Annotated in this window: 20 protein-coding genes and 1 pseudogene; 13 read left to right on the top strand and 8 right to left on the bottom strand. The window is 62.6% G+C overall.

Annotated features, from left to right (window positions below):
- The first annotated feature begins 458 nt into the window (after positions 1-458).
- Positions 459-1,106 carry a YiaD family glycine zipper/OmpA-like lipoprotein gene (locus CRO46_RS01485; protein WP_097104335.1) on the top strand — a complete coding sequence of 216 codons (648 nt, stop codon included), beginning with the start codon at positions 459-461 and terminating at the stop codon, positions 1,104-1,106.
- A 195-nt stretch (positions 1,107-1,301) separates the two neighbouring features.
- Here the strand turns inward: CRO46_RS01485 and CRO46_RS01480 are convergent, their stop codons facing one another.
- A complete protein-coding gene (locus tag CRO46_RS01480) occupies positions 1,302-1,721 on the bottom strand; it encodes a helix-turn-helix domain-containing protein (protein WP_097104332.1) in 420 nt (139 codons plus the stop codon).
- Between the two features lie 68 nt (positions 1,722-1,789).
- Here CRO46_RS01480 and CRO46_RS01475 point away from each other — a divergent pair, with 68 nt between their 5' ends.
- Positions 1,790-3,007: an MFS transporter gene (locus CRO46_RS01475; RefSeq protein WP_097104330.1), complete on the top strand. Its 1,218-nt coding sequence runs from the start codon at positions 1,790-1,792 to the stop codon at positions 3,005-3,007.
- A gap of 126 nt (positions 3,008-3,133) precedes the next feature.
- On the opposite strand, the gene CRO46_RS01470 is transcribed toward CRO46_RS01475, so the two are convergent.
- The 3 genes from CRO46_RS01470 to CRO46_RS01460 are packed head-to-tail and all read right to left on the bottom strand — an operon-like array spanning position 3,134 to position 5,317.
- Positions 3,134-3,370, bottom strand: coding sequence for a BrnA antitoxin family protein (locus tag CRO46_RS01470; protein ID WP_097104328.1), 237 nt, complete (start codon positions 3,368-3,370; stop codon positions 3,134-3,136).
- A gap of 37 nt (positions 3,371-3,407) precedes the next feature.
- Positions 3,408-4,331: a pseudouridine-5'-phosphate glycosidase gene (locus CRO46_RS01465; RefSeq protein ID WP_097104326.1), complete on the bottom strand. Its 924-nt coding sequence runs from the start codon at positions 4,329-4,331 to the stop codon at positions 3,408-3,410.
- Positions 4,328-5,317: a PfkB family carbohydrate kinase gene (locus tag CRO46_RS01460; protein WP_097106391.1), complete on the bottom strand. Its 990-nt coding sequence runs from the start codon at positions 5,315-5,317 to the stop codon at positions 4,328-4,330. Before CRO46_RS01460 ends, CRO46_RS01465 begins: the two co-directional genes overlap by 4 nt.
- Before the next feature lie 244 nt (positions 5,318-5,561).
- Between CRO46_RS01460 and recA the strand changes: the two genes are divergently transcribed.
- From recA to CRO46_RS01445, 3 genes are all read left to right on the top strand, one after another.
- Positions 5,562-6,650, top strand: coding sequence for a recombinase RecA (gene recA / locus CRO46_RS01455; protein ID WP_097104325.1), 1,089 nt, complete (start codon positions 5,562-5,564; stop codon positions 6,648-6,650).
- Between the two features lie 205 nt (positions 6,651-6,855).
- Positions 6,856-9,513, top strand: coding sequence for an alanine--tRNA ligase (gene alaS, locus CRO46_RS01450; RefSeq protein WP_097104323.1), 2,658 nt, complete (start codon positions 6,856-6,858; stop codon positions 9,511-9,513).
- A gap of 275 nt (positions 9,514-9,788) precedes the next feature.
- Positions 9,789-10,640, top strand: a complete 852-nt coding sequence (locus tag CRO46_RS01445) for an AraC family transcriptional regulator (protein WP_179758914.1) — start codon at positions 9,789-9,791, stop codon at positions 10,638-10,640.
- 214 nt (positions 10,641-10,854) lie between these two features.
- On the opposite strand, the gene CRO46_RS01440 is transcribed toward CRO46_RS01445, so the two are convergent.
- Both CRO46_RS01440 and CRO46_RS01435 read right to left on the bottom strand, forming a co-directional pair.
- A complete protein-coding gene (locus CRO46_RS01440; protein ID WP_097104320.1) occupies positions 10,855-11,169 on the bottom strand; it encodes a DUF1883 domain-containing protein in 315 nt (104 codons plus the stop codon).
- 412 nt (positions 11,170-11,581) lie between these two features.
- Positions 11,582-12,793: an NADP-dependent isocitrate dehydrogenase gene (locus tag CRO46_RS01435; protein WP_097104318.1), complete on the bottom strand. Its 1,212-nt coding sequence runs from the start codon at positions 12,791-12,793 to the stop codon at positions 11,582-11,584.
- Between the two features lie 144 nt (positions 12,794-12,937).
- On the opposite strand from CRO46_RS01435, the pseudogene CRO46_RS01430 reads away from it, so the two are divergent.
- The 4 genes and pseudogenes from CRO46_RS01430 to CRO46_RS01415 all read left to right on the top strand — a co-directional run.
- Positions 12,938-13,153: pseudogene (locus tag CRO46_RS01430) on the top strand (beta-ketoacyl synthase); the annotation flags it as partial.
- Between the two features lie 126 nt (positions 13,154-13,279).
- The gene (locus CRO46_RS01425) at positions 13,280-14,089 is read left to right on the top strand and encodes an RNA methyltransferase (RefSeq protein WP_097104316.1); all 810 of its coding nucleotides are present in this window, start codon (positions 13,280-13,282) and stop codon (positions 14,087-14,089) included.
- Positions 14,086-14,877, top strand: a complete 792-nt coding sequence (gene murI / locus CRO46_RS01420) for a glutamate racemase (RefSeq protein WP_097104314.1) — start codon at positions 14,086-14,088, stop codon at positions 14,875-14,877. The genes CRO46_RS01425 and murI overlap by 4 nt, the downstream gene beginning before the upstream one ends.
- 179 nt (positions 14,878-15,056) lie before the next feature.
- A complete protein-coding gene (locus CRO46_RS01415) occupies positions 15,057-16,583 on the top strand; it encodes a helicase HerA domain-containing protein (RefSeq protein ID WP_179758911.1) in 1,527 nt (508 codons plus the stop codon).
- A gap of 18 nt (positions 16,584-16,601) precedes the next feature.
- Here the strand turns inward: CRO46_RS01415 and CRO46_RS01410 are convergent, their stop codons facing one another.
- Positions 16,602-17,237 carry a DUF998 domain-containing protein gene (locus CRO46_RS01410; RefSeq protein WP_097104310.1) on the bottom strand — a complete coding sequence of 212 codons (636 nt, stop codon included), beginning with the start codon at positions 17,235-17,237 and terminating at the stop codon, positions 16,602-16,604.
- 225 nt (positions 17,238-17,462) lie between these two features.
- On the opposite strand from CRO46_RS01410, the gene CRO46_RS01405 reads away from it, so the two are divergent.
- Positions 17,463-17,951 carry a twin-arginine translocation signal domain-containing protein gene (locus CRO46_RS01405; protein WP_097104308.1) on the top strand — a complete coding sequence of 163 codons (489 nt, stop codon included), beginning with the start codon at positions 17,463-17,465 and terminating at the stop codon, positions 17,949-17,951.
- Positions 17,952-18,013: 62 nt separating this feature from the next.
- Positions 18,014-18,568, top strand: a complete 555-nt coding sequence (locus CRO46_RS01400) for a ferric reductase-like transmembrane domain-containing protein (RefSeq protein ID WP_097106389.1) — start codon at positions 18,014-18,016, stop codon at positions 18,566-18,568.
- 80 nt (positions 18,569-18,648) lie between these two features.
- On the opposite strand, the gene pepT is transcribed toward CRO46_RS01400, so the two are convergent.
- Positions 18,649-19,881, bottom strand: coding sequence for a peptidase T (gene pepT, locus CRO46_RS01395; RefSeq protein ID WP_097104306.1), 1,233 nt, complete (start codon positions 19,879-19,881; stop codon positions 18,649-18,651).
- Between the two features lie 119 nt (positions 19,882-20,000).
- Here pepT and CRO46_RS01390 point away from each other — a divergent pair, with 119 nt between their 5' ends.
- Together CRO46_RS01390 and rpsD are read left to right on the top strand one after the other, a co-directional pair.
- The gene (locus CRO46_RS01390) at positions 20,001-20,429 is read left to right on the top strand and encodes a CopD family protein (RefSeq protein WP_097104304.1); all 429 of its coding nucleotides are present in this window, start codon (positions 20,001-20,003) and stop codon (positions 20,427-20,429) included.
- 224 nt (positions 20,430-20,653) lie between these two features.
- Positions 20,654-21,271 carry a 30S ribosomal protein S4 gene (rpsD, locus tag CRO46_RS01385; RefSeq protein WP_097104303.1) on the top strand — a complete coding sequence of 206 codons (618 nt, stop codon included), beginning with the start codon at positions 20,654-20,656 and terminating at the stop codon, positions 21,269-21,271.
- Positions 21,272-21,324: the final 53 nt, after the last annotated feature.

Genomic DNA, 21,324 nt, shown 5'->3' with positions numbered 1-21,324 from the left:
GGTCTCGTTCTAACCGGCGGTCAACCACATCTTCATTATCGCTCCGGCACCGGGATGCTTGGCGGCCCGTTCGATGATCGTCTCTGGGTTGCAACGGGCGAAGATTTCGATGAGTCGGATGTGGAATCGGCCCAGGCAAATTGGCAGAGTGCGCGTCACCTCCCGTAGTTCCCTGGGGTCCGACCAAGACAAGCGCAACGACTTCGCTGCCGCTGGTTTCCATGCAATTTTTTCTCGGACAACGCGATGTGCGGATAGACCACGGAATGGATCCTCGGCTCGTGGGCCGAGGAAGACGAGTGGGACACCGAGGATGACGAAAGATGGCTGGATGCGGCGCTGAACTGCACGGGCAACGCCGCGCGGCACAGGGTTAATTTCCGGGTGACGAATTGTTCATCATCCTGCCGCATTTTCCGCTAGACTTCGCAATTCCAGATTTGCCAAGAGGGGCCATCATGAAATCCAAACTTCTGATCGCGGCGCTTGCCGCCGTCTTCGTCTCCGGCTGCACGACCGATCCCTATACCGGTCAGCAGAAGGTTTCCAACCTGGCCGGCGGCGCAGCGCTTGGCGCGCTCGGCGGGGCTGCTCTGGGCACGCTGGCAGGCGGCGACGACCGCCGCAATGCGCTGATCGGCGCGGGCATCGGCGCGCTGGCAGGCGGCGCGGTCGGCGGCTACATGGACCAGCAGGAAGCGCAGCTCAGGGCGCAGCTGCAGGGCACCGGCGTGTCGGTGACGCGCGTGGGTGACAAGATCATCCTCAACATGCCGTCCAACATCACCTTTGACACCGACCAGTCGGCGGTCAAGCCGCAGTTCTACGACACGCTGAACTCGGTGGCGCTGGTGCTGCAGAAATTCAACCGCTCGCTGGTCGATGTGGCAGGACACACCGATTCGACCGGGTCCGACAGCTACAATCTGACATTGTCGCAGCAGCGGGCGCAGTCGGTGACGAGCTACCTGATCTCGCAGGGCAATGATCCGCGCCGCTTCTTCACGCAAGGGTTTGGCGAAAGCCAGCCGATTGCCGACAACTCGACCGAGGCCGGCCGCGCTGCCAACCGCCGCGTGACAATCCAGATTTCGCCGCTGAGCTGATCAAGGCATGACGCGCTCAACCGATCCGGTTGAGCGACAACGCAAATGCATCAGTTCAAGGTGGTAAGGCGAGCCTTGCGCATCGGTTTGGATGCGGGACGCTGTAGCACCGAAACAAGCTTCTGAGGCAACATCAGACCCGGCTGCGAGAGTGGCCGGGTCTTTTGTGGCATCTGCCGGGCCGGGCAGGCGCCCTTACGCCCGCCTTGCGCCTTGCCGGGCCTGCCGCTTTGCGGCCAGCCGTATCAGGCGCTGGAAGGTCGGGCACTGCATGTGCGAGGGCGCCGGGCATTCGGCGACGTGCCGGATGGCATTCTTCAAGGCGGTGAGTTCGCGGATCTGCTGCTCGAGCCGGTCGGCCCGGGCATGCAGATCGGGCCGTGACAACGCCGGCTCACCATTGCCGCCGAACATGCCGGCAATTTCCTCCAGCGAGTAACCCGCCGCCTTGCCAAGCGAAATCAGCGCCAGTTGCATCAGCGTGTCGGGCTCATATTGGCGTCTCAACCCGTGGCGGCCGACCGGTTCGATCAATCCCAGTTCCTCGTAATAACGCAGGGTGGACGGCGGAAGACCGGTCTGCCGGACGATTTCGGCAATATCGAGGATTTTCATGCTTGACCTCAAGTTGACTTGAATTCGTAGGGTGCCTCAAGTCACCCCGGTCACCAAGAGGAAAAACCATGAACCCACGTCTGAATACGCTCGAACTGCCGGTCTGGCGGGAGCCGAGGGCCATCGCATTGCTGCTTGCTGCGACACTGGTCATCATGTCCAATGCCACGATCAGTCCGGCGCTGCCGGGGCTTGAAGCCCTGTTCGCCGATGACCCGAATGCGGGCCTGCTGATCCGTCTGCTGGTGCCCGCGCCGTCGCTGACGGTGGTGCTGTTTGCCCCGCTTGCAGGCATCGCCGCCGACCGGCTCGGGCGAAGGCCCTTGCTGCTTGCGGGGCTGGTGCTGTTTTTGCTGACCGGGCCGGCCGGCCTGTTTTTGCCCGACCTTGAAACGATCTTCGCCAGCCGGTTGCTGCTGGGTGTATCGGTGGCGATGATCATGACTGCCCAGACAGCGCTTGCCGGGGACTATTTTTCCGGACCCCGGCGCACCGCGGTGATGGGGCTTCAGGTCTCGGCGCGAAATTTTGGCGGCATGGCCTTTATTGTTCTGGCTGGGCTGCTGGCGGCGATTGCGCCACGGCTGCCGTTCGCCATCTACGGGCTGGCGATCCTCTATCTGCCTTTTGTCTGGCGGGTGGTGCAGGATGTTCCGTTTCAGCGCCCTGGCACCGGGCAGGCTGACACTCAAGCAATTGCGACACCGCCGCGATGGGTTGGGCCGGTCACTGGCCTTGCTGCGGTGCAGATGCTGACCGCCATGGTGTTCTTTCTCAACCCGACGCAGATCCCGTTCTACACAGCGGAGCTGGGCTATGAGAGCGCCCGCACGACCGGCGCCTATCTCGGCGTGTTGATGCTGGCCGGCGGGTTTTCGGCGCTGCTTCATGGAAGCATCAAGCAAAGGCTTGGTGATGCGGGCGGGTTTGCGCTCGGTTTCATGCTGATGGCCGCAGGCTTTGCCGTGCTGCCAGCGGGTGGCGGGCTCAGCATGTTGCTGGCGGCTGCCGCGTTGATCGGTGCAGGATATGCAACCGTCACCCCGATCTTCATCGCCATCGCGCTGCAATGGGCGCCGGCACACCGGCGCGGCATTGTGGGCGGGATCATGACGACAACGATGTTTCTGGGCCAGTTTCTCTCGCCATTTGCCAGCATACCGGCCATCGCCGTCTTTGGCTATGATCTGGTCTTCCAGGGCACCGCGGCGGGATTTGCGCTGGCAGGAATTGTTAGCGGGGCGATGCTGTTTCTGCCTGGAGCCGATCGGGCCCCGGCGGCATGAGGTGGCGGTCCCGGGGAAAAGCGGCGGCGGGCGCGTGATAGGCGGCCCGCCGCCGCTTGTTCCGGATTTGCCGCTCAAGACAGGCGGGCGTGATGCAGAAGAGCTGCCTCTATCTGCCGCTGCTTGCTATCGGGCGTTCAACCCGGCGGCAGCGCGCAATGCCGCGTTGATGCGGTCCTGCCAGCCGGGGCCGTCTTCCTGGAAATGCTCGAGCACGGCGCGGTCGAGCCTGATCGAGACCATTTCCTTGCCCTCAGGCACGCTGTTGCGTTTCGGTGCTGTTTCGACAGGCTTCGTGGTGACGGATTTGAAGGCGGCTTCGGCGCGATCGAGGGCGCTGCCTGTGCGTCGGGTGGGCTTCATCGCAAGTCCTCTCAGCTTGGCGGTTGCGGGACCGCTGTCAACTGCTTGCAGAGGCGAGTTCGCTGGCTATGCGGGCGGCGAGCCGGGCATTGTTGAGCACCAGCGCGATATTGGTCTTCAGGCTTTCGCCGTCGGTGAGATTGAGGATCTCGCCGAGCAGGAACGGCGTGACGGCCTTGCCCTCAATGCCCTTCTCCCTGGCCGTGGCGAGGGCGGCGGCGATGTGGCGGTTCATCTCGGCGGCTGCGATTTCATCCTCCACCGGGACCGGGTTGGCGATCAGCATGCCGCCATGGCCGCCAAGCGCCCGGCGGGTGATCTCGAAGCGGGCAATGGCTGCGGCATCATCGAGCCTGAGCGGTGCTGCAAGGCCGGATTCGCGCGACCAGAAGGCGGGCATCGCATCCTGGCCGAAGGCCACCACCGGGACGCCGCGGGTCTCCAGCGCTTCCAGCGTCTTTGGGATGTCGAGAATGGCCTTGGCGCCGGCGGAAACGACGATGACGGGGGTGCGCGACAGCTCGTCGAGATCGGCGGAGATGTCAAAGCTCGTTTCCGCGCCCTGGTGCACGCCGCCGATGCCGCCGGTGGCAAAGACCGGAATGCCGGCGAGATGGGCCGCCATCATGGTGGCGGCAACCGTTGTGGCGCCGGTGCGGCCTTCGGCCAGGGCAAAGGCGAAATCGGCGCGCGAGAGCTTCATCACATCGGTTGCCTGGGCCAGTTTGGTGATGGTGGCCTCGTCGAGGCCCGCATGCAATTTTCCATCGATCACCGCGATGGTGGCGGGGACGGCGCCCTCCGCGCGGATCACCGCCTCGACCTCGAGCGCCATGTCGCGGTTTCCCGGCCAGGGCATGCCGTGGGTGATGATGGTGGATTCGAGCGCCACGACGGGGCGGTTCTGCGCCAGCGCTTCGGCCACTTCCGCGGTCATTTCGATGTTGATGGATCCGGTCATGGATGGGAGTCCTGCATGGGTGTTTGAATTTGCGATGGCTTTGGCATGGCTTCGAGCGCCTGCGCAAGCATGGCTTGGGACAAATCCAAACGAACCGGGCCGCAAACACCGGTGGTCAGCCGGGCCAGAGCGATGCCGCGGACGAGATTGGATTGCAGAGATCCGCCAGCCAGCAGGCCATCGAGGTAGCCCGAAGCAAGCGCATCGCCGGCGCCGGTGACATCCTGCAGCTGATCGAGCGGCGGCGGCTGCAAGGTGATGACCTGCCTGCCCTGGTCCCGGTCCTGCGGGGAAGTTGTGAAGGCGGTGACCGGATCACTTCCGGCGGTGATCAGCCCACCGCGCAGGCCAGTTTGCGCGAGATGGGACACCCATGCGCCGGATGTACCTGCCTGCCTGCCGGTCAGCGCTGCCGCTTCGGCGCTGTTCATGGCAAGGCAGGTGATCTTGCCGAGGCTTGATTTCCAGCGCACGACCTTGGCCGGCGAGACGGCGATGACGGCCAGTGGCAGATCGAGTTCGCAGGCAGCGTCGGCGAGTGCTGCAAGTGCGGTTTCGGGCAGGTTTGAATCAGCCAGCAGCAGATCGGCCGCAGCGAGCCGCTTGCGCAGCCGCGCGCTCAGCAGACGGCGTGCTGGAACCATGTCGTAAAGCGCCATGTCGGCGAGCGCCGTGACCAAGTTTCCGTCCGGCTCGAGGATCGCCGAATAGCTCGGTGTTGCCCGGTCGAGAAAGGTCAGCGGGCAGTCCTCCATGCCGGCTTCCTCGGCCGCGCGGGCAACCAGATCCGCGGCCGCGTCGCCGCCGCGGGGCGCCACCAGACTGACCTGGTGGCCGAGCCGAACGAGATTGCGCGCCGCGTTGAAGGCACCGCCGCCGGGTTCGGTGTGCCAATGGCCCGGATTGGAGGCGCCGGGCCGGTGCGGGGCCGAGAGCCAGCCCTTGCGGTCGATATGGGCACCGCCGATTACCACGATCGTCGCCATCGTCAGGCCCCCCTGAATCCGCAGCGCCGGCGAATCGGCTGATGCCCCCGGACGCCTGCAGGCTCTGGCGCAGCCGCGGCAGCCATCCGCCGGCGCCAGTCGAAACAAAAATGGAACGTGAAGCATAAAGTCATTTTAGATCAGTGCTTTGGGTGGGGCTTGCGCAATTAGAACAAATGAAGTACAAACTGTGCAACCGAGCACTCATTGCTTGCAGTGGCATGATAACCTAAAGGTGGACCGAATGGCACAGAACTCTTTGCGGTTGGTAGAGGAAAAATCCGTGGACAAAAGCAAGGCGCTCGACGCCGCACTTTCCCAGATCGAACGCTCGTTCGGCAAGGGCTCAATCATGAAGCTTGGCGCCAATGAGGGCGTTGTCGAGATCGAGACGATCCCCACCGGTTCGCTCGGGCTTGATATCGCGCTGGGCGTGGGCGGTCTGCCAAAGGGCCGGATCATCGAGATCTATGGTCCGGAAAGTTCGGGCAAGACCACGCTGGCGCTGCAGACCATTGCCGAGGCGCAGAAGAAGGGTGGCATCTGCGGTTTTATCGATGCCGAACATGCGCTCGACCCGGTCTATGCCCGCAAGCTTGGTGTCGATCTCGAGAACCTGCTGATTTCGCAGCCGGACACGGGTGAGCAGGCGCTGGAAATCACCGATACGCTGGTGCGTTCGGGGGCGCTGGACGTGCTGGTGATCGATTCGGTGGCCGCGCTGACGCCGCGGGCCGAAATCGAGGGTGAGATGGGCGACAGCCTGCCGGGCCTGCAGGCGCGGCTGATGAGCCAGGCGCTGCGCAAGCTTACTGCCTCGATCTCGCGGTCGAACTGCATGGTGATCTTCATCAACCAGATCCGCATGAAGATCGGCGTGATGTTCGGATCGCCCGAAACCACGACCGGCGGCAATGCGCTGAAGTTCTACGCTTCGGTGCGGCTTGACATCCGCCGCATCGGCTCGGTCAAGGACCGCGACGAGGTGACCGGCAACCAGACCCGCGTCAAGGTGGTCAAGAACAAGATGGCACCGCCCTTCAAGCAGGTCGAGTTCGACATCATGTATGGCGAAGGCGTCTCCAAGGTCGGAGAACTGATCGACCTGGGCGTGAAGGCGGGGATCGTCGAGAAATCCGGCGCCTGGTTCTCCTACAACAGCCAGCGGCTGGGGCAGGGGCGCGAGAATTCGAAACAGTTCCTGCGCGACAATCCGGCGCTTGCCGACGAAATCGAATTGTCGCTGCGGCAGAATGCCGGGCTGATTGCCGAGAAATTCCTCGAAGACGATGGCAATGGCGGTGACGAGTCGCCCGACAGTGCTGAAATGTAGGCTTTCAGGTTCAGCTTTGCTGTCTGCTGGCCGGCTGCCCGCCCTTTACGGGGCAGGCGGCCGGTTTTCGTTTGATGGCGCGACCGCTGATGTCTAGACAGTCAACGGGGTGAACGATAAAAGCGGCGGTCCGCCCGTTGCGCGTGGGTGTGACCTGAGCGCTCCCCGGCGGGGCACTGCCGTTTTATCTGACAAAGGGTTGATCATGAGTGGCGTGAACGAAATTCGGTCGTCTTTTCTCGACTATTTCAAGAAAAACGATCACGAGGTCGTGGCGTCCAGCCCGCTGGTGCCACGCAATGATCCGACACTGATGTTTACCAATGCGGGGATGGTGCAGTTCAAGAACGCCTTCACCGGTCTGGAACAGCGCCCCTATTCGACGGCAGCAACATCGCAGAAATGTGTCCGCGCCGGCGGCAAGCACAATGATCTCGACAATGTCGGCTACACCGCGCGCCACCACACCTTCTTCGAGATGCTGGGCAATTTTTCCTTCGGCGACTATTTCAAGGACCGGGCCATCGAGCTTGCCTGGAACCTGTTGACGAAAGAATTCGGCATCAACAAGGACCGCTTGCTGGTCACCGTCTATCACACCGACGACGAGGCATTCGAGCTGTGGCGCAAGATTGCCGGAATTTCAGCCGACCGAATCATCCGGATTCCGACCAATGACAATTTCTGGGCGATGGGCGACACCGGGCCGTGCGGACCCTGTTCCGAAATCTTCTACGATCACGGCGACCATATCTGGGGTGGACCTCCCGGTTCGGCGGACGAAGACGGCGACCGTTTCATCGAGATCTGGAATCTGGTGTTCATGCAGTTCGAACAGGTTACCCCCGACAAGCGGGTGGATCTGCCGCGGCCGTCGATCGACACCGGCATGGGGCTCGAGCGCATCGCCGCACTGCTGCAGGGCCAGCACGACAATTACGACATCGACCTGTTCCGCCGCCTGATCACCGCATCGGAGGACGCCACAGGCGTTGCGGCCGAGGGCAAGGCCCGCGTCAGCCACCGGGTGATTGCCGACCATCTGCGTTCTTCCGCATTCCTGATTGCGGACGGGGTTCTGCCGGACAAGGAAGGCCGTGGCTACGTGCTTCGCCGGATCATGCGCCGGGCCATGCGTCACGCACAGCTGCTGGGTGCCGATGAGCCGCTGATGTACCGCCTGCTTCCGACACTGGTGGCCGAAATGGGGCGTGCCTATCCGGAGCTGCAGCGTGCGGAATCGATGATATCGGAGACCATGAAGCTGGAGGAAACCCGCTTCCGCAAGACCCTGGAACGGGGTCTGGGACTGCTCGATGAGGCCAGCGCCGGGCTTGGCGAGGGCGACCGGCTGGACGGGGAAACCGCATTCAAGCTCTATGACACATACGGGTTTCCGCTCGATCTGACCCAGGATGCGCTGCGGCCGCGCGGCGTCGATGTCGACACCGACGCGTTCAAGGCCGCGATGGAGCGGCAGAAGGCCGAGGCGCGCAAGCACTGGGCGGGCTCGGGCGACGCGGCAACGGAATCCATCTGGTTCGAGGTCAAGGACAAGGTCGGCGCCACAGACTTCCTTGGCTATGACACCGAATCCGCTGAAGGCGTGATCCTTGCCCTTGTGCGCGACGGTGCCGAGGTGGAGGCGGCTCAGGCCGGCGACGAGGTCGATGTCGTGGCCAACCAGACTCCGTTCTATGGCGAATCCGGCGGCCAGATGGGCGACCAGGGTACCATCTCCGGTGACGGGTACAGGCTCGAGGTCAGCGACACGCAGAAGCGTGGCGAGGGACTGTGGGTGCACCGGGCCAAGGTGACCGAAGGCGAGGTCAGGCGTGGCGCGGTGGCGCAGCTGGTGGTTGACCACGACCGTCGGTCGAAAATCCGCGCGAACCATTCCGCCACACATCTGCTGCATGAGGCGCTGCGCGAGGTTCTCGGTACCCATGTGATGCAGAAAGGCTCTCTGGTCGCGCCGGAACGGCTGCGTTTCGACGTTTCCCACAACAAGCCGATGGCGGCGGAGGAGCTGGCGCAGGTCGAGGCGATGGCCAACGAGATCATCCTGCAAAACAGCCCGGTGACAACCAGGCTGATGGCCGTCGACGATGCCATTGCCGAAGGCGCAATGGCGCTGTTCGGGGAGAAATATGGCGATGAAGTCCGGGTCGTGTCGATGGGCACCGGGGTGCGTGGCGTCAAGTCGAACCGGCCCTATTCCGTCGAACTGTGCGGCGGTACCCATGTGGCGGCCACCGGCGATATCGGTCTGGTGCGGGTCTTGTCCGACAGTGCGGTGAGTTCGGGCGTTCGCCGCATCGAGGCGCTGACCGGTGAGGCCGCACGCCAGTACCTGACCGAACAAGACGACAAGCTCCGGCAGGCAGCCTCCATGCTGAAGGTGCAGCCCGGCGATGTGCCGTCACGGATCGAAGCGTTGATGGACGAGCGGAAGAAGCTTGAGCGCGAGCTTGCAGATATGCGCAAGAAGCTGGCGCTGGGCGGCAGCGGTTCCGCAGGCGGTGACGAAAGCCGCGATATTGGCGGGGTAAAGTTCCTCGGCAAGGTGGTGACTGGCGTCTTGCCCAAGGATCTCAAGGGCCTGGTCGATGCCGCAAAGGGCTCGCTCGGCTCGGGCGTGGCGGCCTTTGTCGCCGTCAGCGAAGACGGCAAGGCCAGCGTCGTGGTCGGCGTGACCGAAGACCTGACCGAGCGGTTCTCCGCCGTGGATCTGGTGCGCGCTGCCTCGCAAGCTATTGGCGGCAAGGGCGGCGGTGGCCGGTCCGACATGGCGCAGGCCGGTGGTCCCGATGGCGCTAACGCCAATGCCGCCGTTGACGCGGTCGCGGCGGCCATCGGCTGAGTGGCCCATCTGGTCCGCAGCACGAAAGCTGCCATCTGCACTCTGAGCGCCCGGGTTTTCTCCCGGGCGTTTTTGTTTGCGAGAGGGGAGTTGCTCCGGCAACTGCCCAATGCCCGTTGCGTTCAAATGAATTCATCTGAACGATAACGGACTTGCATCATTTCGAAGCGTTACAGCGACCTTTGCACATCCAATTGGATGCTGAGCGCTGCAAGTCAGCAAGATTTATGCGGTCGGTCCATGCTGTTAATCTGGTGACCGACGGAGGGACGGGCATGGCAGGTAGCGCAGGCGTCAGGGAGTATCGCGAGCGGCTGGAGCGGGTACGAAACCACATTCGCGCAAATCTCGACGGGCCGCTCAATCTCGACGCGCTTGCCGACATTGCCTGCCTGTCCCGCTTTCACTGGCACCGCACCTATCGCGGCCTGACCGGGGAAACCGTGTGGCAGACGGTCAAACGGCTGAGGCTGCATCGCGCGGCCAGTGAACTGGCCAACGGGAGCGCGCCGATCGAACAGATCGCCGAGAGATCGGGCTACACCAACCCGCGCGCCTTCTCGCAGGCCTTCAAGTCTGATTACGGTCTGTCTCCGCTTCGCTACCGCGCCGAGGGCGGTCACAGGCGCTATGACACTCTTTCCTGGCAGGAGGCCGAAGATATGTTTGACGTACGCATTGAAGACCACGAACCGGTGGTGATCGCAGGGATGCCGCACACGGGCCCCTACAATGACGTGGGAGAAGCTTTTGACCGCTTCAGCTCGCACATGGCAGCAAACGGTGGCTGGGAGAAATCGGCGGGTATGGCCGCGATCTGTTTCTCCGATCCCGACATCACGCCGCCGGAAGAGATCAGGTCGCTTGCCGGCATGGCCCTGAAACCGGGTGAGACACCGCCCGACGGGCTGGAGAGCTTTACCTTGCCAAGTGGGCGCTACGCGGTGCTGACCCACAAGGGCCCCTATGGCGAGCTCGCCAAGGCCTATCACTGGTTCTATGGCGCCTGGCTGGCCGAAAGCGGCGAGAGCGCCGGGTCGGCCCCGGCGGTGGAACGCTATCTCAACTTGCCACATAATACGGCGCCGACAGAGCTGTTGACGGAAATCCACATGCAGCTTGGCTGAGGGGCGCGGTCTCGTCTTACGGTGCCGCGCATTCAACTGGATGGGCAAAGGTCGCTGTAATGCTTCAAAATGATGCATGTCGCATTCAACTGGCTTCAATTGAACGCGCCATTCATTTGGAGCGGCCCGTCCTTGCAGGCCGGATGCGCCGCACTGGGTCAGGGTGATGATCGCCGGTCCCGGCGCGGGCCGTCCCCTGGGCGCGGCTCACGGCTCAGGCAGCAATCGTCGCGTCTGAATTGTTGGCCTGCCGGGGCGCTATGGTGCGGACATTCGAATTGGCCAGTGCCTGAAAGCCCTGCCGGTCGACAACCAGGTGCCAGTGGCCGCTTGCCGGGACCTTAAGGCGTATCGGCGATTTTTCGGCGCGGCCACCGATCGACCTGAATGGCTCGCCCTCGACATATCTGAGGTAATTCGCATGATCCATCAGGCGGACATTGTTGATGCAGGACAGGACGACTTCCACGATAGTTCCCGCCGTCTGCTCTTCCAGATCATAGCGCTTGCTAAGCGGAGGCTGTTTCATCGGCTCGACCCCTTTGTGTTTGAAAGCCGAAACTGTGCCGCAAATGGCTTAATTTTTCGCATAATCTGAACGAATTCCCGTTTGGGCGCCCTGGCCGCCGGGTGGTCTGTCCGGGGATTGCAAAGATAAATAGCTGCCGACAAGGCGCTGCCGCGCCTGCCCGACCTGATGCATGTCGGGTTCAGATGGATCCATTTGAACGATGACACAGATACATCGTTTGAAGCATCGCTACAGCGGGCCTGCCGGGCCAGGCAGACACGCCGCGACGGCGAAACCGGACGCATGGAGCGAGTGTGGTTGCAAAGAAAATGGCGCGGTTGTGGGCCAACCGCGCCATTGCCGATGAAAAAACCGAAGTCGGGACAAGCGATCCGGCTGCCGCCGAGGTCGTCGCCGCGGGAAGTGCTGGTCAGCCCATGGCCTTCTGCAGATTCTCGTCGATCTTGTCGAGGAAACCGGTGGTCGACAGCCAGGGCTGATCCGGACCGATCAGCAGTGCCAGGTCCTTGGTCATGAAGCCAGATTCGACAGTCTGGATACAGACCTTTTCGAGCGTTTCGGCGAAGTTGGCCAGCTCGGCATTGTCGTCGAGCTTGGCGCGATGGGCCAGGCCACGGGTCCAGGCGAAGATCGAGGCAATCGAGTTGGTCGAGGTTTCCTCGCCCTTCTGGTGCTGGCGGTAGTGGCGGGTGACGGTGCCGTGGGCCGCTTCGGCTTCCACAGTCTTGCCATCCGGCGTCATCAGCACCGAGGTCATAAGGCCGAGCGAGCCGAAACCCTGGGCGACGATGTCTGACTGAACGTCGCCGTCATAGTTCTTGCAGGCCCAGACATAACCGCCGGACCACTTGATGGCCGCTGCCACCATGTCGTCGATCAGGCGGTGCTCGTACCAGATCTTGGCTTCGTCGTACTTTTCCTTGAACTCGGCATCAAAGATCTCCTGGAAGATGTCCTTGAAGCGGCCGTCATAGGCCTTGAGGATGGTGTTCTTGGTCGACATGTAGCACGGCACGCCGCGCATCAGCGCGTAGTTGAGCGATGCGCGGGCAAAATCGCGGATCGAATCGTCAAGGTTGTACATGGCCATGGCCACGCCGGAGGAGGGGGCATCAAACACTTCGTGCTCGATGGTCTCGCCGTCCTCACCGACGAATTTCACCGAAAGCTTGCCCTTGCCGGGGAACTTGAAATCGGTGGCGCGGTACTGGTCACCGAAGGCATGACGACCGACGATGATCGGCTTGGTCCAGCCTGGAACCAGGCGCGGCACGTTTTTCATGATGATCGGCTCGCGGAAGATCACGCCGCCCAGGATGTTGCGGATGGTGCCGTTGGGCGAACGCCACATCTTCTTCAGGCCGAATTCCTCGACGCGGGCCTCGTCGGGCGTGATGGTGGCGCATTTGATGCCGACGCCGTGCTTCTTGATGGCGTTGGCGGCGTCGACGGTGACCTGGTCATTGGTCTCGTCGCGGTACTGCACCGAGAGGTCGTAATATTCGATCTTGAGATCGAGATAGGGCAGGATCAGCTTTTCCTTGATGAACTGCCAGATGATCCGAGTCATCTCGTCGCCGTCGAGATCGACGACGGGGTTTGCTACCTTGATCTTTGCCATGCTTGTTTGACCTTTTGAGGGGGTTGTCGAAGGTGGACGAAAAGCCGCCCGTTCAGTTGGCGCATCTCTTAACAAAACAGCGACGGGCGCACAACATGCTGGGCCCTGGCTGCGGCGGTTTTAGAATTTGCTGACGGAACCAGCGGCTTTGCCGGCGCCATAGAGGCGGTGTTCTCGATCCTGGCCTTGCGCGACGGCACCATGCCGGCGACGATCAATCTGGACACCCCTGACGAGGCGGCAGCCCGGTTTGACCTGGTGCCGAAGACGCCGCGCGAAAAGAAGCTCAGGCACGTGCTTTCCAACGCTTTCGGCTTTGGCGGGGTCAATGCCTCGCTGGTGTTCAGCGCGGTGGCGTGACAGCCTTGTCTTGATTGTGCGCCAAGGCGGCAGTAGTGGTGTCGGCTGACACAAGCGGGTCGCCTTGGCTGAGTTGCGCAATCGGATTGCACCAACGCGCTGGCGGCTGCGCCAGGGAATGAGCACGTGGCCGGAACAGACAGAAATCGCGAACTGATCACCGGCGGCCCGGCGATCATTTTGGTAGAGCCGCAACTTGGCGAGAATATCGGCATGGTTGCGCGGGCCATGGCCAATTTCGGCCTGTCCAATCTCAGGATCGTCAATCCACGCGACGGCTGGCCTAACGATAAGGCCGTGAGCGCTGCGGCCAAGGCCGACCACGTGATCGCTGCGGCGGTGGTGTTTGAAACGCTGGAAGCAGCCGTTGCGGATCTGAATTTCGTCTATGCCACCACGGCGCGGCCGCGCGACGGGCACAAGCCGGTGCGCGGGCCGGTGGAAGCGGGCGAGATCCTGCGCGGACGCGAGGACGGCGGCGAGAAAACCGGCATCCTGTTCGGGCGTGAGCGCATCGGCCTGCGCAACTGGGAAGTCGGGCTTGCCGACGAGATCGTCACTTTTCCGGTCAATCCGGCCTATGCCTCGCTCAATATCGCCCAGGCCGTGCTGCTGATGTCGTATGAATGGATGAAGTCGGGGCTTTCCGATCCGCACGAGACCGCGTTTGACAGCCCGGATGTTGTGCCGGCGGAAAAGGCCGATCTGCACGGTCTTTTCGCCCAGATCGAGGAGGGGCTTGAGGCGCGGGGCTATTTCCGCTCCGAGACGAAGAGAATGAAGGCGGTCGACAATTTGCGGGCCGTGCTGACACGGCCGGGATTCTCGACCGACGAGATTGCAGTGTTGCGCGGTCTTTTTGCCTCATTTGACAAGTTCAGCCGGTCCGGACAACGGTCCCCTTCCGGCAACCGAGAGACGGGAGACGGAGGATGAGCGAGCAGCCGGTTCTGGTGTTCGACAGCGGCATTGGGGGCTTGAGCGTGCTGCGCGAGGCGCGGGTCATCATGCCCGGACGGCGCTTTGTCTATGTCGCCGATGATGCCGGCTTCCCCTATGGCGCCTGGGAGGAGGGCGCGCTCAACGACCGTATTGTCGGGCTGTTTGGCGGCCTGATCGAGAGGTTCAACCCGGCGCTGGCGTTGATTGCCTGCAACACTGCCTCGACCATCGTCATGCCGGCTCTGCGTGCGACCTTCCCGGCGCTGCCCTTCGTCGGTACTGTGCCGGCCATCAAACCGGCCGCCGAGCGGACAAAGTCCGGCCTGGTTTCGGTGCTGGCGACGCCGGGCACAGTGAAGCGGCAATACACTCGCGACCTGATCCGCGACTATGCCGACAAGGTGCATGTGCGGCTTGTGGGATCGGAAAACCTCGCCGCCCTTGCCGAAACCTACATGCGCAAAGGCTTTGTCGATGAAGCGGCGGTAAAGACGGAGATCGATCCGTGCTTTGTCGAACGCGACGGACGGCAAACCGATATCGTGGTGCTGGCCTGCACGCATTTCCCGTTTCTCGTCAACCGCATGCGAAAGATGGCGCCCTGGCCGGTGGACTGGATCGACCCGGCCGAAGCCATTGCACGGCGGGCGCTGGCGATCGTCGAGACCTTGCCCGGCGGCGATGCGCTGCCCGATGCGCGCGACAGGGTTGTGTTCACTTCCGGCAACCCCGATTACAGTGCGCAACGGCTGATGCATGGCTTCGGACTGACGGTGGTCTGAGGACTGGCGAGAGGCCAGCCGCTCGCTGTTGCTATGAGGCGGAGGCACGACGGGGCGAATTCCTGTGTATTTCCGCCTTGGCTGCCTGCGGGCGCGGAGAAATCTGCTAAACGGTGCTTTGGCGAATTCACCAGAGAGTCGAGCCGGGTCACGAGTCAGCATTACGGAGTAAGGGTACTTTGCAGGTCGGAATTGACATGGGAAGCCTGGCAGGCGGTCAGCCGGCCACGCTCGACATCGAGGAACTGCTGGCAACCCGTCTTCTCGTGCAGGGCAATTCCGGGTCCGGCAAGTCGCATCTGCTCAGGCGCCTGCTGGAACAATCCGCGCAATGGGTGCAGCAGGTGATCATCGATCCCGAGGGTGACTTCGTCACGCTGTCGGAGAAATACGGACACCTGGTGGTGGAAGGGGAGCGCAGCGAAGGCGAGCTCGCCGGCATTGCCAGCCGGATCAGGCGGCACCGGGTGTCCTGCGTGCTGTCGCTGGAAGGGCTCGACGTCGAGCAGCAGATGCGCGCGGCCGCGGTTTTTCTCAATGCCATGTTCGATGCCGATCACGAGTTCTGGTACCCGGTGCTGGTGGTGGTCGACGAGGCGCAGATGTTTGCGCCGGCCGTCGGCGGCGACGTCTCCGAGGACGCGAGAAAGATGTCGCTGGGCGCGATGACCAACCTGATGTGCCGCGGCCGCAAGCGTGGGCTGGCCGGTGTGATCGCCACCCAACGATTGGCCAAGCTTGCCAAGAACGTGGCGGCGGAAGCCTCGAATTTTCTCATGGGCCGGACCTTTCTCGATATCGACATGGCGCGCGCGGCGGATCTACTGGGCATGGACCGGCGCCAGGCGGAAATGTTCCGCGACCTTCAGCGCGGCAATTTTGTCGGTCTCGGCCCGGCGCTGTCGCGGCGGCCGCTGCCGATTGCCATTGGCGCGGTCGAGACCCAGGCTCGGTCTTCCAGCCCGAAACTGCTGCCGATGCCGGAAACCGTCGAGGATGTCGAAGACCTGATCTTCACCCCCGACCCGGAAGAGTTCACCCGTCAGCTGGCCCCGCGCCGGGCGCGTCCGGCCCCGCGGCCGACTACAGATATTCTGGCGGAATTGTCGCGCGCGACGCCGCTCAGCGATCAGCCGATCTCGCGTCCTGGCGGCGAGGGAACTCGGCCGGCGATGGGGGCAGAAGAGCGCGAGGAACGGGTGTCCGCGGTTCTCGCAGAAATCCTGGCCGATCCGGAATCTGGTTACCGGACCGATTCCGCGCTGTACCAGGATTTTCTTGTGCGGCTGAGAATGCGCCGGGTCTCGGGCTCGCCGATGCCGCTGGCTGAATTCCGCCGCCGTGTCGCCATTGCCCGCTCCGGTGTGGATGCGGCAACTGCCGCCAGCGAGGCCTGGGCCACGGCGCTGAAGCTGTCGGAAATGGTGTCTGAGGATCTTCAGGGCGTGTTTCTGATGCTCGCCAATGCGGCGATCTGTAGCGAGCCATGTCCGTCCGACGCCCGCATCGCCCGCGCCTATGGCACTCATTCGGCGCGGCGGGCGCGCAGGCTCTTGGGCTATTTCGAAGAGCAGGAGCTTATCATCGTCCACGCCGACCTGACGGGCAAGCGTATTGTCGGCATTCCCGAGCTGCAGGTGGAAACCGCGCCGGGGGCTGCGGACGCGCCGGACGAGGAGGCGGGGAGAGCGCAAGCGGCGGAGTAGGAAGCCTGGTTTGACTGGCTAGCGCAGGCTGCGCGCATGGCCGATGAAGAGCCACGCCATCGCACCGACTATGCAAAACGAGACAAGGCCCAGATAACGTTCGTACAGCCCGTCTATCACGGTGGGCAGGAAGAAGAACACCGGAGCGGACAGGGTCCACAGAACCGAGAGCGCAACAAGCAGGCGGCCGAGGTTGCGGTTGATGCGTTTTGCGCCTTTTGACATCGCCCATGGCAAGACTGCAACCAGCAGGCCGAGCGCGTAGACCAGATAGATGTGTATCACCCATCCGTCATGGTCATTGTCGCCATACTCGTTGCGGGAGCCGACGAGAAACACGATAAGGCCAAGAACGGCGAAACCGACTGATCCAAGGCTCCAGCGCCATCCGCCGAGGTGATCGTGGGCGGCAAGCAAGGCAACCGAGATCAGCGACCCCGAAAAAGCATAGATGCCGATGTCGACAATGAACTCATAATTCCCGGCGCCAAGATCGCTGATCGTATCGGCGATCCAGTCGTGGTCAGGGACCAGGAAGTCCGCAATCAGGATCGAGAACGTGAAAATGGCACAGCCAGCCATCGCATAGGTGGCAAGGGCCATCATCAAGGATGGCTTCAGGCTTGTCTGCGGCAGTTCTGATTTCCGGTGCATAGGTCAACTCACTGATTGCGAAAGCTCCAACGCTGCTGGGAGTTAAATCGTTCCCCAGCGCATCAATGCCCAGAAGAGGCCTGTGCTCACGAAACCGTGAATCCAGTTCGCCGGTAAGGAGGCCGCGGCAGCCTTGGGATCGCCCCAAAGCGCGCTATACTTGCGCAGCAGCCATGATCAGGCCGCCGTTCCGGCGTCAAGCATTCGCCCGACAGGACAAGACAGATGACCAAAGCTCTCATGACCCGCCGTAGTTTCCTCGCTGCGACCGGTGCACTCGTCGCGACGGGACCGGCAGGCCTCGTTGTGCCTGCACGCGCCGAGCGCGTGGCCCCAACGCCCTCGATGCGGGGAGGGGCCAATAACTATCTTCCCGGCGCGCCGATTGTCGAGCGCATTGGCGGGGGCGGGTTCTGGATGACGGGTACCGTACGCCGCGCAGGCGATGGCGCACCGCTGAGCGGCCAGCGGATCCAGATTTGGGCGCACACGACCGAAGGCAATGAGCGCGACCCCTGGAGCCATGGCGCCACGCTGACGGACGCCAATGGCGAATTCCGCCTCGAGATGCCGCAGATCGTTCCGGCCTTCGGCCAGCCCCATGGCCACCTGGCCTATGACAGTGGTGACTTCAAGACCGTCTTTCTCAGGCCGGTAATGGCCAGCTCAGCTGACACCAGCCTGTCTGCGGATTTCGTGCTCGAACCGGCCTGACAAGGGTGGATCCGGCAGAGACTGCAAGGCTGAAACAGCTGCTTGTCTGGGGGGTACTGGTGATGGCGGTTGCCGTACCGGTCGCTGCGGCTGCGGCAAGTCCGCTGCTGGCGTGGCGTGACCCGGTCTATATTGCGGCAGGTTTTGCCGGGGTGGTGGCGATGGAACTGCTGCTGTTCCAGCCGCTGCTTGCGTCCGGCTGGTTGCCGGGCCTCTCCGGGCAGCGGGGCCGGCGGGTGCATCGCTGGGTCGGTGGCCTGCTGGTTCTGGCGGTGGTGATCCACGTCATGGGCCTCTGGGTGACAAGTCCACCGGATGTCATCGACGCATTGCTGTTTGCATCGCCGACACCGTTTTCCGCCTGGGGTGTGATCGCGATGTGGGCCGTTTTTGCCTCCGCGCTGCTGGCCTTGTTGCGCCGGCGATTGCGGCCGCGGCACTGGCGTCGCGCCCATACGGCTCTGGCAGCCGTGATCGTGGTGGGAAGCGTTGTCCACGCGATCCTGATCGAGGGGACGATGGAGATTGCGTCAAAAATTGTGCTCTGCGCGCTGGTTGTGGCTGCCACCGTGGTGGTGATCGCCAGGCTGCGGATCTGGGCGGCGCGGGCGCGCTGACTTCCGCATCCCGCTTCAATCAGCGTGGGGTCAAAGCCTGACCGTGGTGGCGACGCCTTGCCCGCACCAGAGGCATCATATCAGGCCCGCTCTTCCCAGATCTTGATTAGCTCGACGATCGTCTCCACCGATTTCTCCATGTCCTGGACACTGATCCATTCCAGCGGCGAGTGGTAGGAGTGTCCGCCGGTATAGATGTTGGGGCAGGGCAGGCCCATGAAGGACAGGCGCGAGCCGTCGGTGCCCCCGCGGATGGCGTTGGTGACCGGTTCGAGACCGACGCGGCGCACGGCTTCGGTGAGGTTGGCCATGGTTTCCGGGTGGCGGTCGAGGACCTCCTTCATGTTGCGGTATTGCTCGGTGACGGTGAACGTCATGCTCGAGCCGGGATAGGCCGTCATGACCTCCTCGGCGAGGGATCTGAGCAGGGCTTCCTTCTCGGTCAGGCCCTCATTGACGAAATCGCGGATGATGAAGGTCAGTTTGGCCGCGTCCATCGAGCCGCTGATATCGGTGGGATGAATAAAGCCGGTGCGGCCGTCGGTGGTTTCGGGCGCGAGGTCTTTCGGCAACCGGGCTATGATGTCGGCGGCGATCTTGATGGCGTTTTCCATCACCCCCTTGGAGGTGCCCGGGTGCTGGGCAACGCCAACGATCTCGATCTCGACACCGTCGGCGGAGAAGGTCTCGTCGTCGACCTCGCCGATGGTGCTGCCATCGAGCGTATAGCCGAATTGAGCGCCGAGCTTGGCGATATCGACCTTGTCCGCGCCGCGGCCGATTTCCTCGTCGGTGGTGAACAGGATCCGGATGGCGCCGTGGCTGATCTCGGGATTGGCGATCAGCGTGGCTACGGCTGTCATGATCTCGGCAATGCCGGCCTTGTCGTCGGCGCCGAGCAGCGTGGTGCCGTCGGTGGTGACGATGTCGTGGCCGATCTGGTTGTTCAGCTCGGGGTGTTCGGACACCTTGATGACGCGGCTGGTATCGCCGGCAAGCCGGATGTCACCGCCCTTGTAGTCGCGCACGACATTCGGTTTGACGCCGGTGCCGGTGAAATCGGGCGCCGTGTCCATATGCGCACAGAAGCAGATGACCGGAACGTCCTTACGGGTGTTGGCGGGCAATGTCGCGTAGATGTTGCCGTGCTCATCCATGTGGGCATCCTCAAGGCCCAACACCAGCAACTCCTCGACCAGAACACGGCCCAGATCCTTCTGTTTTTCGGTCGAGGGCTGGGTGCGGCTCTCGGGGTCGGACTGGGTGTCGATGACAACATAGCGAAGCAGGCGGTCTAGGACGGTGTCGGTCATTGAAAGGATCCTCTGGCGGTGTGGTTCAGCTATAGCTGGCCAGGCGACCTACGGAAATATAAAAGGTTCCAAGCTGTAACGCGATCGCGTTCGCCGGAGCATTGGTTTGGAATGTTGAGATGTATGACTGGATAAAAGCGCTGCATGTGGTTTCCGTGCTGCTGTTTGCGGGCGGGCTGGTGGCGTTGCTGGTGGCCAGCATGGCGCTCGGCAAGCGGGACCCGGCGGCGGAGGATCAAAGCAACAAGCTGAGAGCGACGGTGCGCAAATGGGACATGTGGGTTTCGCAACCCGCATTAGCCGGGGTCTGGGTTTTCGGGTTGTGGGCGGGGTTGAGCGGCGGATGGTTCACTGAGCCCTGGCTGCAGGTCAAGCTTGTCTTCGTGCTGATCCTGTCGGGCCTGCATGGCAATCTGGCCGGCCGGCTGAGACGGCTGGACCTGACGGCGACGCAAACAAGAAGCATCGTTCCATCGTCGATCGTGACGGCAACCATTCTGGTTTCCTTCGCCATCATCGGTGTCATGGCCGTGGTGAAACCGTTTTGAAGCCGGGGTTTGCCGCCGGCGTTGACAGCCGGGCCGCGATGTACTAGAGACCCGGCCAGCGCGAGGGTTCATGCCCTCGCGTTTTCTTACGTGTCCCGTGGACGGTTTGTCACAATGCGTGCGTGAACCGTTCTGTCAGGTCTCCAAAACAGGGGCCAGAGGAGGGCGCGTTTCCTTCAACCGGTCTGGCAACAGACTGGTCCAACCTTTTGAAAGGAAATGCGATGAGCAAGCGCGAATCGTCCAAGTACAAACTCGATCGCCGCATGGGCGAAAACATCTGGGGCCGTCCGAAGTCCCCGGTCAACCGTCGCGAATATGGCCCCGGCCAGCACGGTCAGCGCCGCAAGAGCAAGCTTTCCGACTTCGGCGTGCAGCTGCGCGCCAAGCAGAAGCTGAAGGGCTACTACGGCGACATTTCGGAAAAGCAGTTCCGCAAGATCTACGACGAAGCCAACCGGATGAAGGGCGATACGCCTGAAAACCTGATCGGCCTGCTCGAGCAGCGTCTCGACGCCATCGTCTATCGCGCCAAGTTCGTGGCCACGATCTTTGCCGCACGTCAGTTCGTCAATCACGGCCACGTCACCGTCAACGGCAAGCGCGTCAATATCGGTTCCTACCGCTGCAAGCCGGGCGATGTTATTGAAGTCAGGGAAAAGTCGAAACAGCTCGCGATCGTCATGGAAGCGACGCAGCTGGCTGAACGCGACGTTCCCGAATATGTCGAAGCCGATCACAACAAGATGGCTGCGACCTTCGTGCGCATTCCCAACCTGTCCGACGTTCCTTACCCTGTGGTGATGGAACCGAACCTGGTTGTCGAATTCTATTCCCGCTGATCCCTTTCGGATCGCGCCAGTTCAAGGCCGCCCTTCGGGGCGGCTTTTTGTAT

The organism is Parahoeflea halophila, from assembly GCF_900220985.1.
GTDB lineage: Bacteria > Pseudomonadota > Alphaproteobacteria > Rhizobiales > Rhizobiaceae > Hoeflea > Hoeflea halophila.
This window is presented reverse-complemented; position numbering and strand designations above follow the sequence as displayed.

Excerpts from the sequence above, each read along its gene's own strand:
- CRO46_RS01485 (WP_097104335.1), top strand. The coding sequence starts at position 459 with ATGAAATCCAAACTTCTGATCGCGGCGCTTGCCGCCGTCTTCGTCTCC.
- CRO46_RS01480 (WP_097104332.1), bottom strand. The coding sequence starts at position 1,721 with ATGAAAATCCTCGATATTGCCGAAATCGTCCGGCAGACCGGTCTTCCG.
- CRO46_RS01475 (WP_097104330.1), top strand. The coding sequence starts at position 1,790 with ATGAACCCACGTCTGAATACGCTCGAACTGCCGGTCTGGCGGGAGCCG.
- CRO46_RS01470 (WP_097104328.1), bottom strand. The coding sequence starts at position 3,370 with ATGAAGCCCACCCGACGCACAGGCAGCGCCCTCGATCGCGCCGAAGCC.
- CRO46_RS01465 (WP_097104326.1), bottom strand. The coding sequence starts at position 4,331 with ATGACCGGATCCATCAACATCGAAATGACCGCGGAAGTGGCCGAAGCG.
- CRO46_RS01460 (WP_097106391.1), bottom strand. The coding sequence starts at position 5,317 with ATGGCGACGATCGTGGTAATCGGCGGTGCCCATATCGACCGCAAGGGC.
- recA (WP_097104325.1), top strand. The coding sequence starts at position 5,562 with ATGGCACAGAACTCTTTGCGGTTGGTAGAGGAAAAATCCGTGGACAAA.
- alaS (WP_097104323.1), top strand. The coding sequence starts at position 6,856 with ATGAGTGGCGTGAACGAAATTCGGTCGTCTTTTCTCGACTATTTCAAG.
- CRO46_RS01445 (WP_179758914.1), top strand. The coding sequence starts at position 9,789 with ATGGCAGGTAGCGCAGGCGTCAGGGAGTATCGCGAGCGGCTGGAGCGG.
- CRO46_RS01440 (WP_097104320.1), bottom strand. The coding sequence starts at position 11,169 with ATGAAACAGCCTCCGCTTAGCAAGCGCTATGATCTGGAAGAGCAGACG.
- CRO46_RS01435 (WP_097104318.1), bottom strand. The coding sequence starts at position 12,793 with ATGGCAAAGATCAAGGTAGCAAACCCCGTCGTCGATCTCGACGGCGAC.
- murI (WP_097104314.1), top strand. The coding sequence starts at position 14,086 with ATGAGCGAGCAGCCGGTTCTGGTGTTCGACAGCGGCATTGGGGGCTTG.
- CRO46_RS01410 (WP_097104310.1), bottom strand. The coding sequence starts at position 17,237 with ATGCACCGGAAATCAGAACTGCCGCAGACAAGCCTGAAGCCATCCTTG.
- CRO46_RS01405 (WP_097104308.1), top strand. The coding sequence starts at position 17,463 with ATGACCAAAGCTCTCATGACCCGCCGTAGTTTCCTCGCTGCGACCGGT.
- CRO46_RS01400 (WP_097106389.1), top strand. The coding sequence starts at position 18,014 with ATGGCGGTTGCCGTACCGGTCGCTGCGGCTGCGGCAAGTCCGCTGCTG.
- pepT (WP_097104306.1), bottom strand. The coding sequence starts at position 19,881 with ATGACCGACACCGTCCTAGACCGCCTGCTTCGCTATGTTGTCATCGAC.
- CRO46_RS01390 (WP_097104304.1), top strand. The coding sequence starts at position 20,001 with ATGTATGACTGGATAAAAGCGCTGCATGTGGTTTCCGTGCTGCTGTTT.
- rpsD (WP_097104303.1), top strand. The coding sequence starts at position 20,654 with ATGAGCAAGCGCGAATCGTCCAAGTACAAACTCGATCGCCGCATGGGC.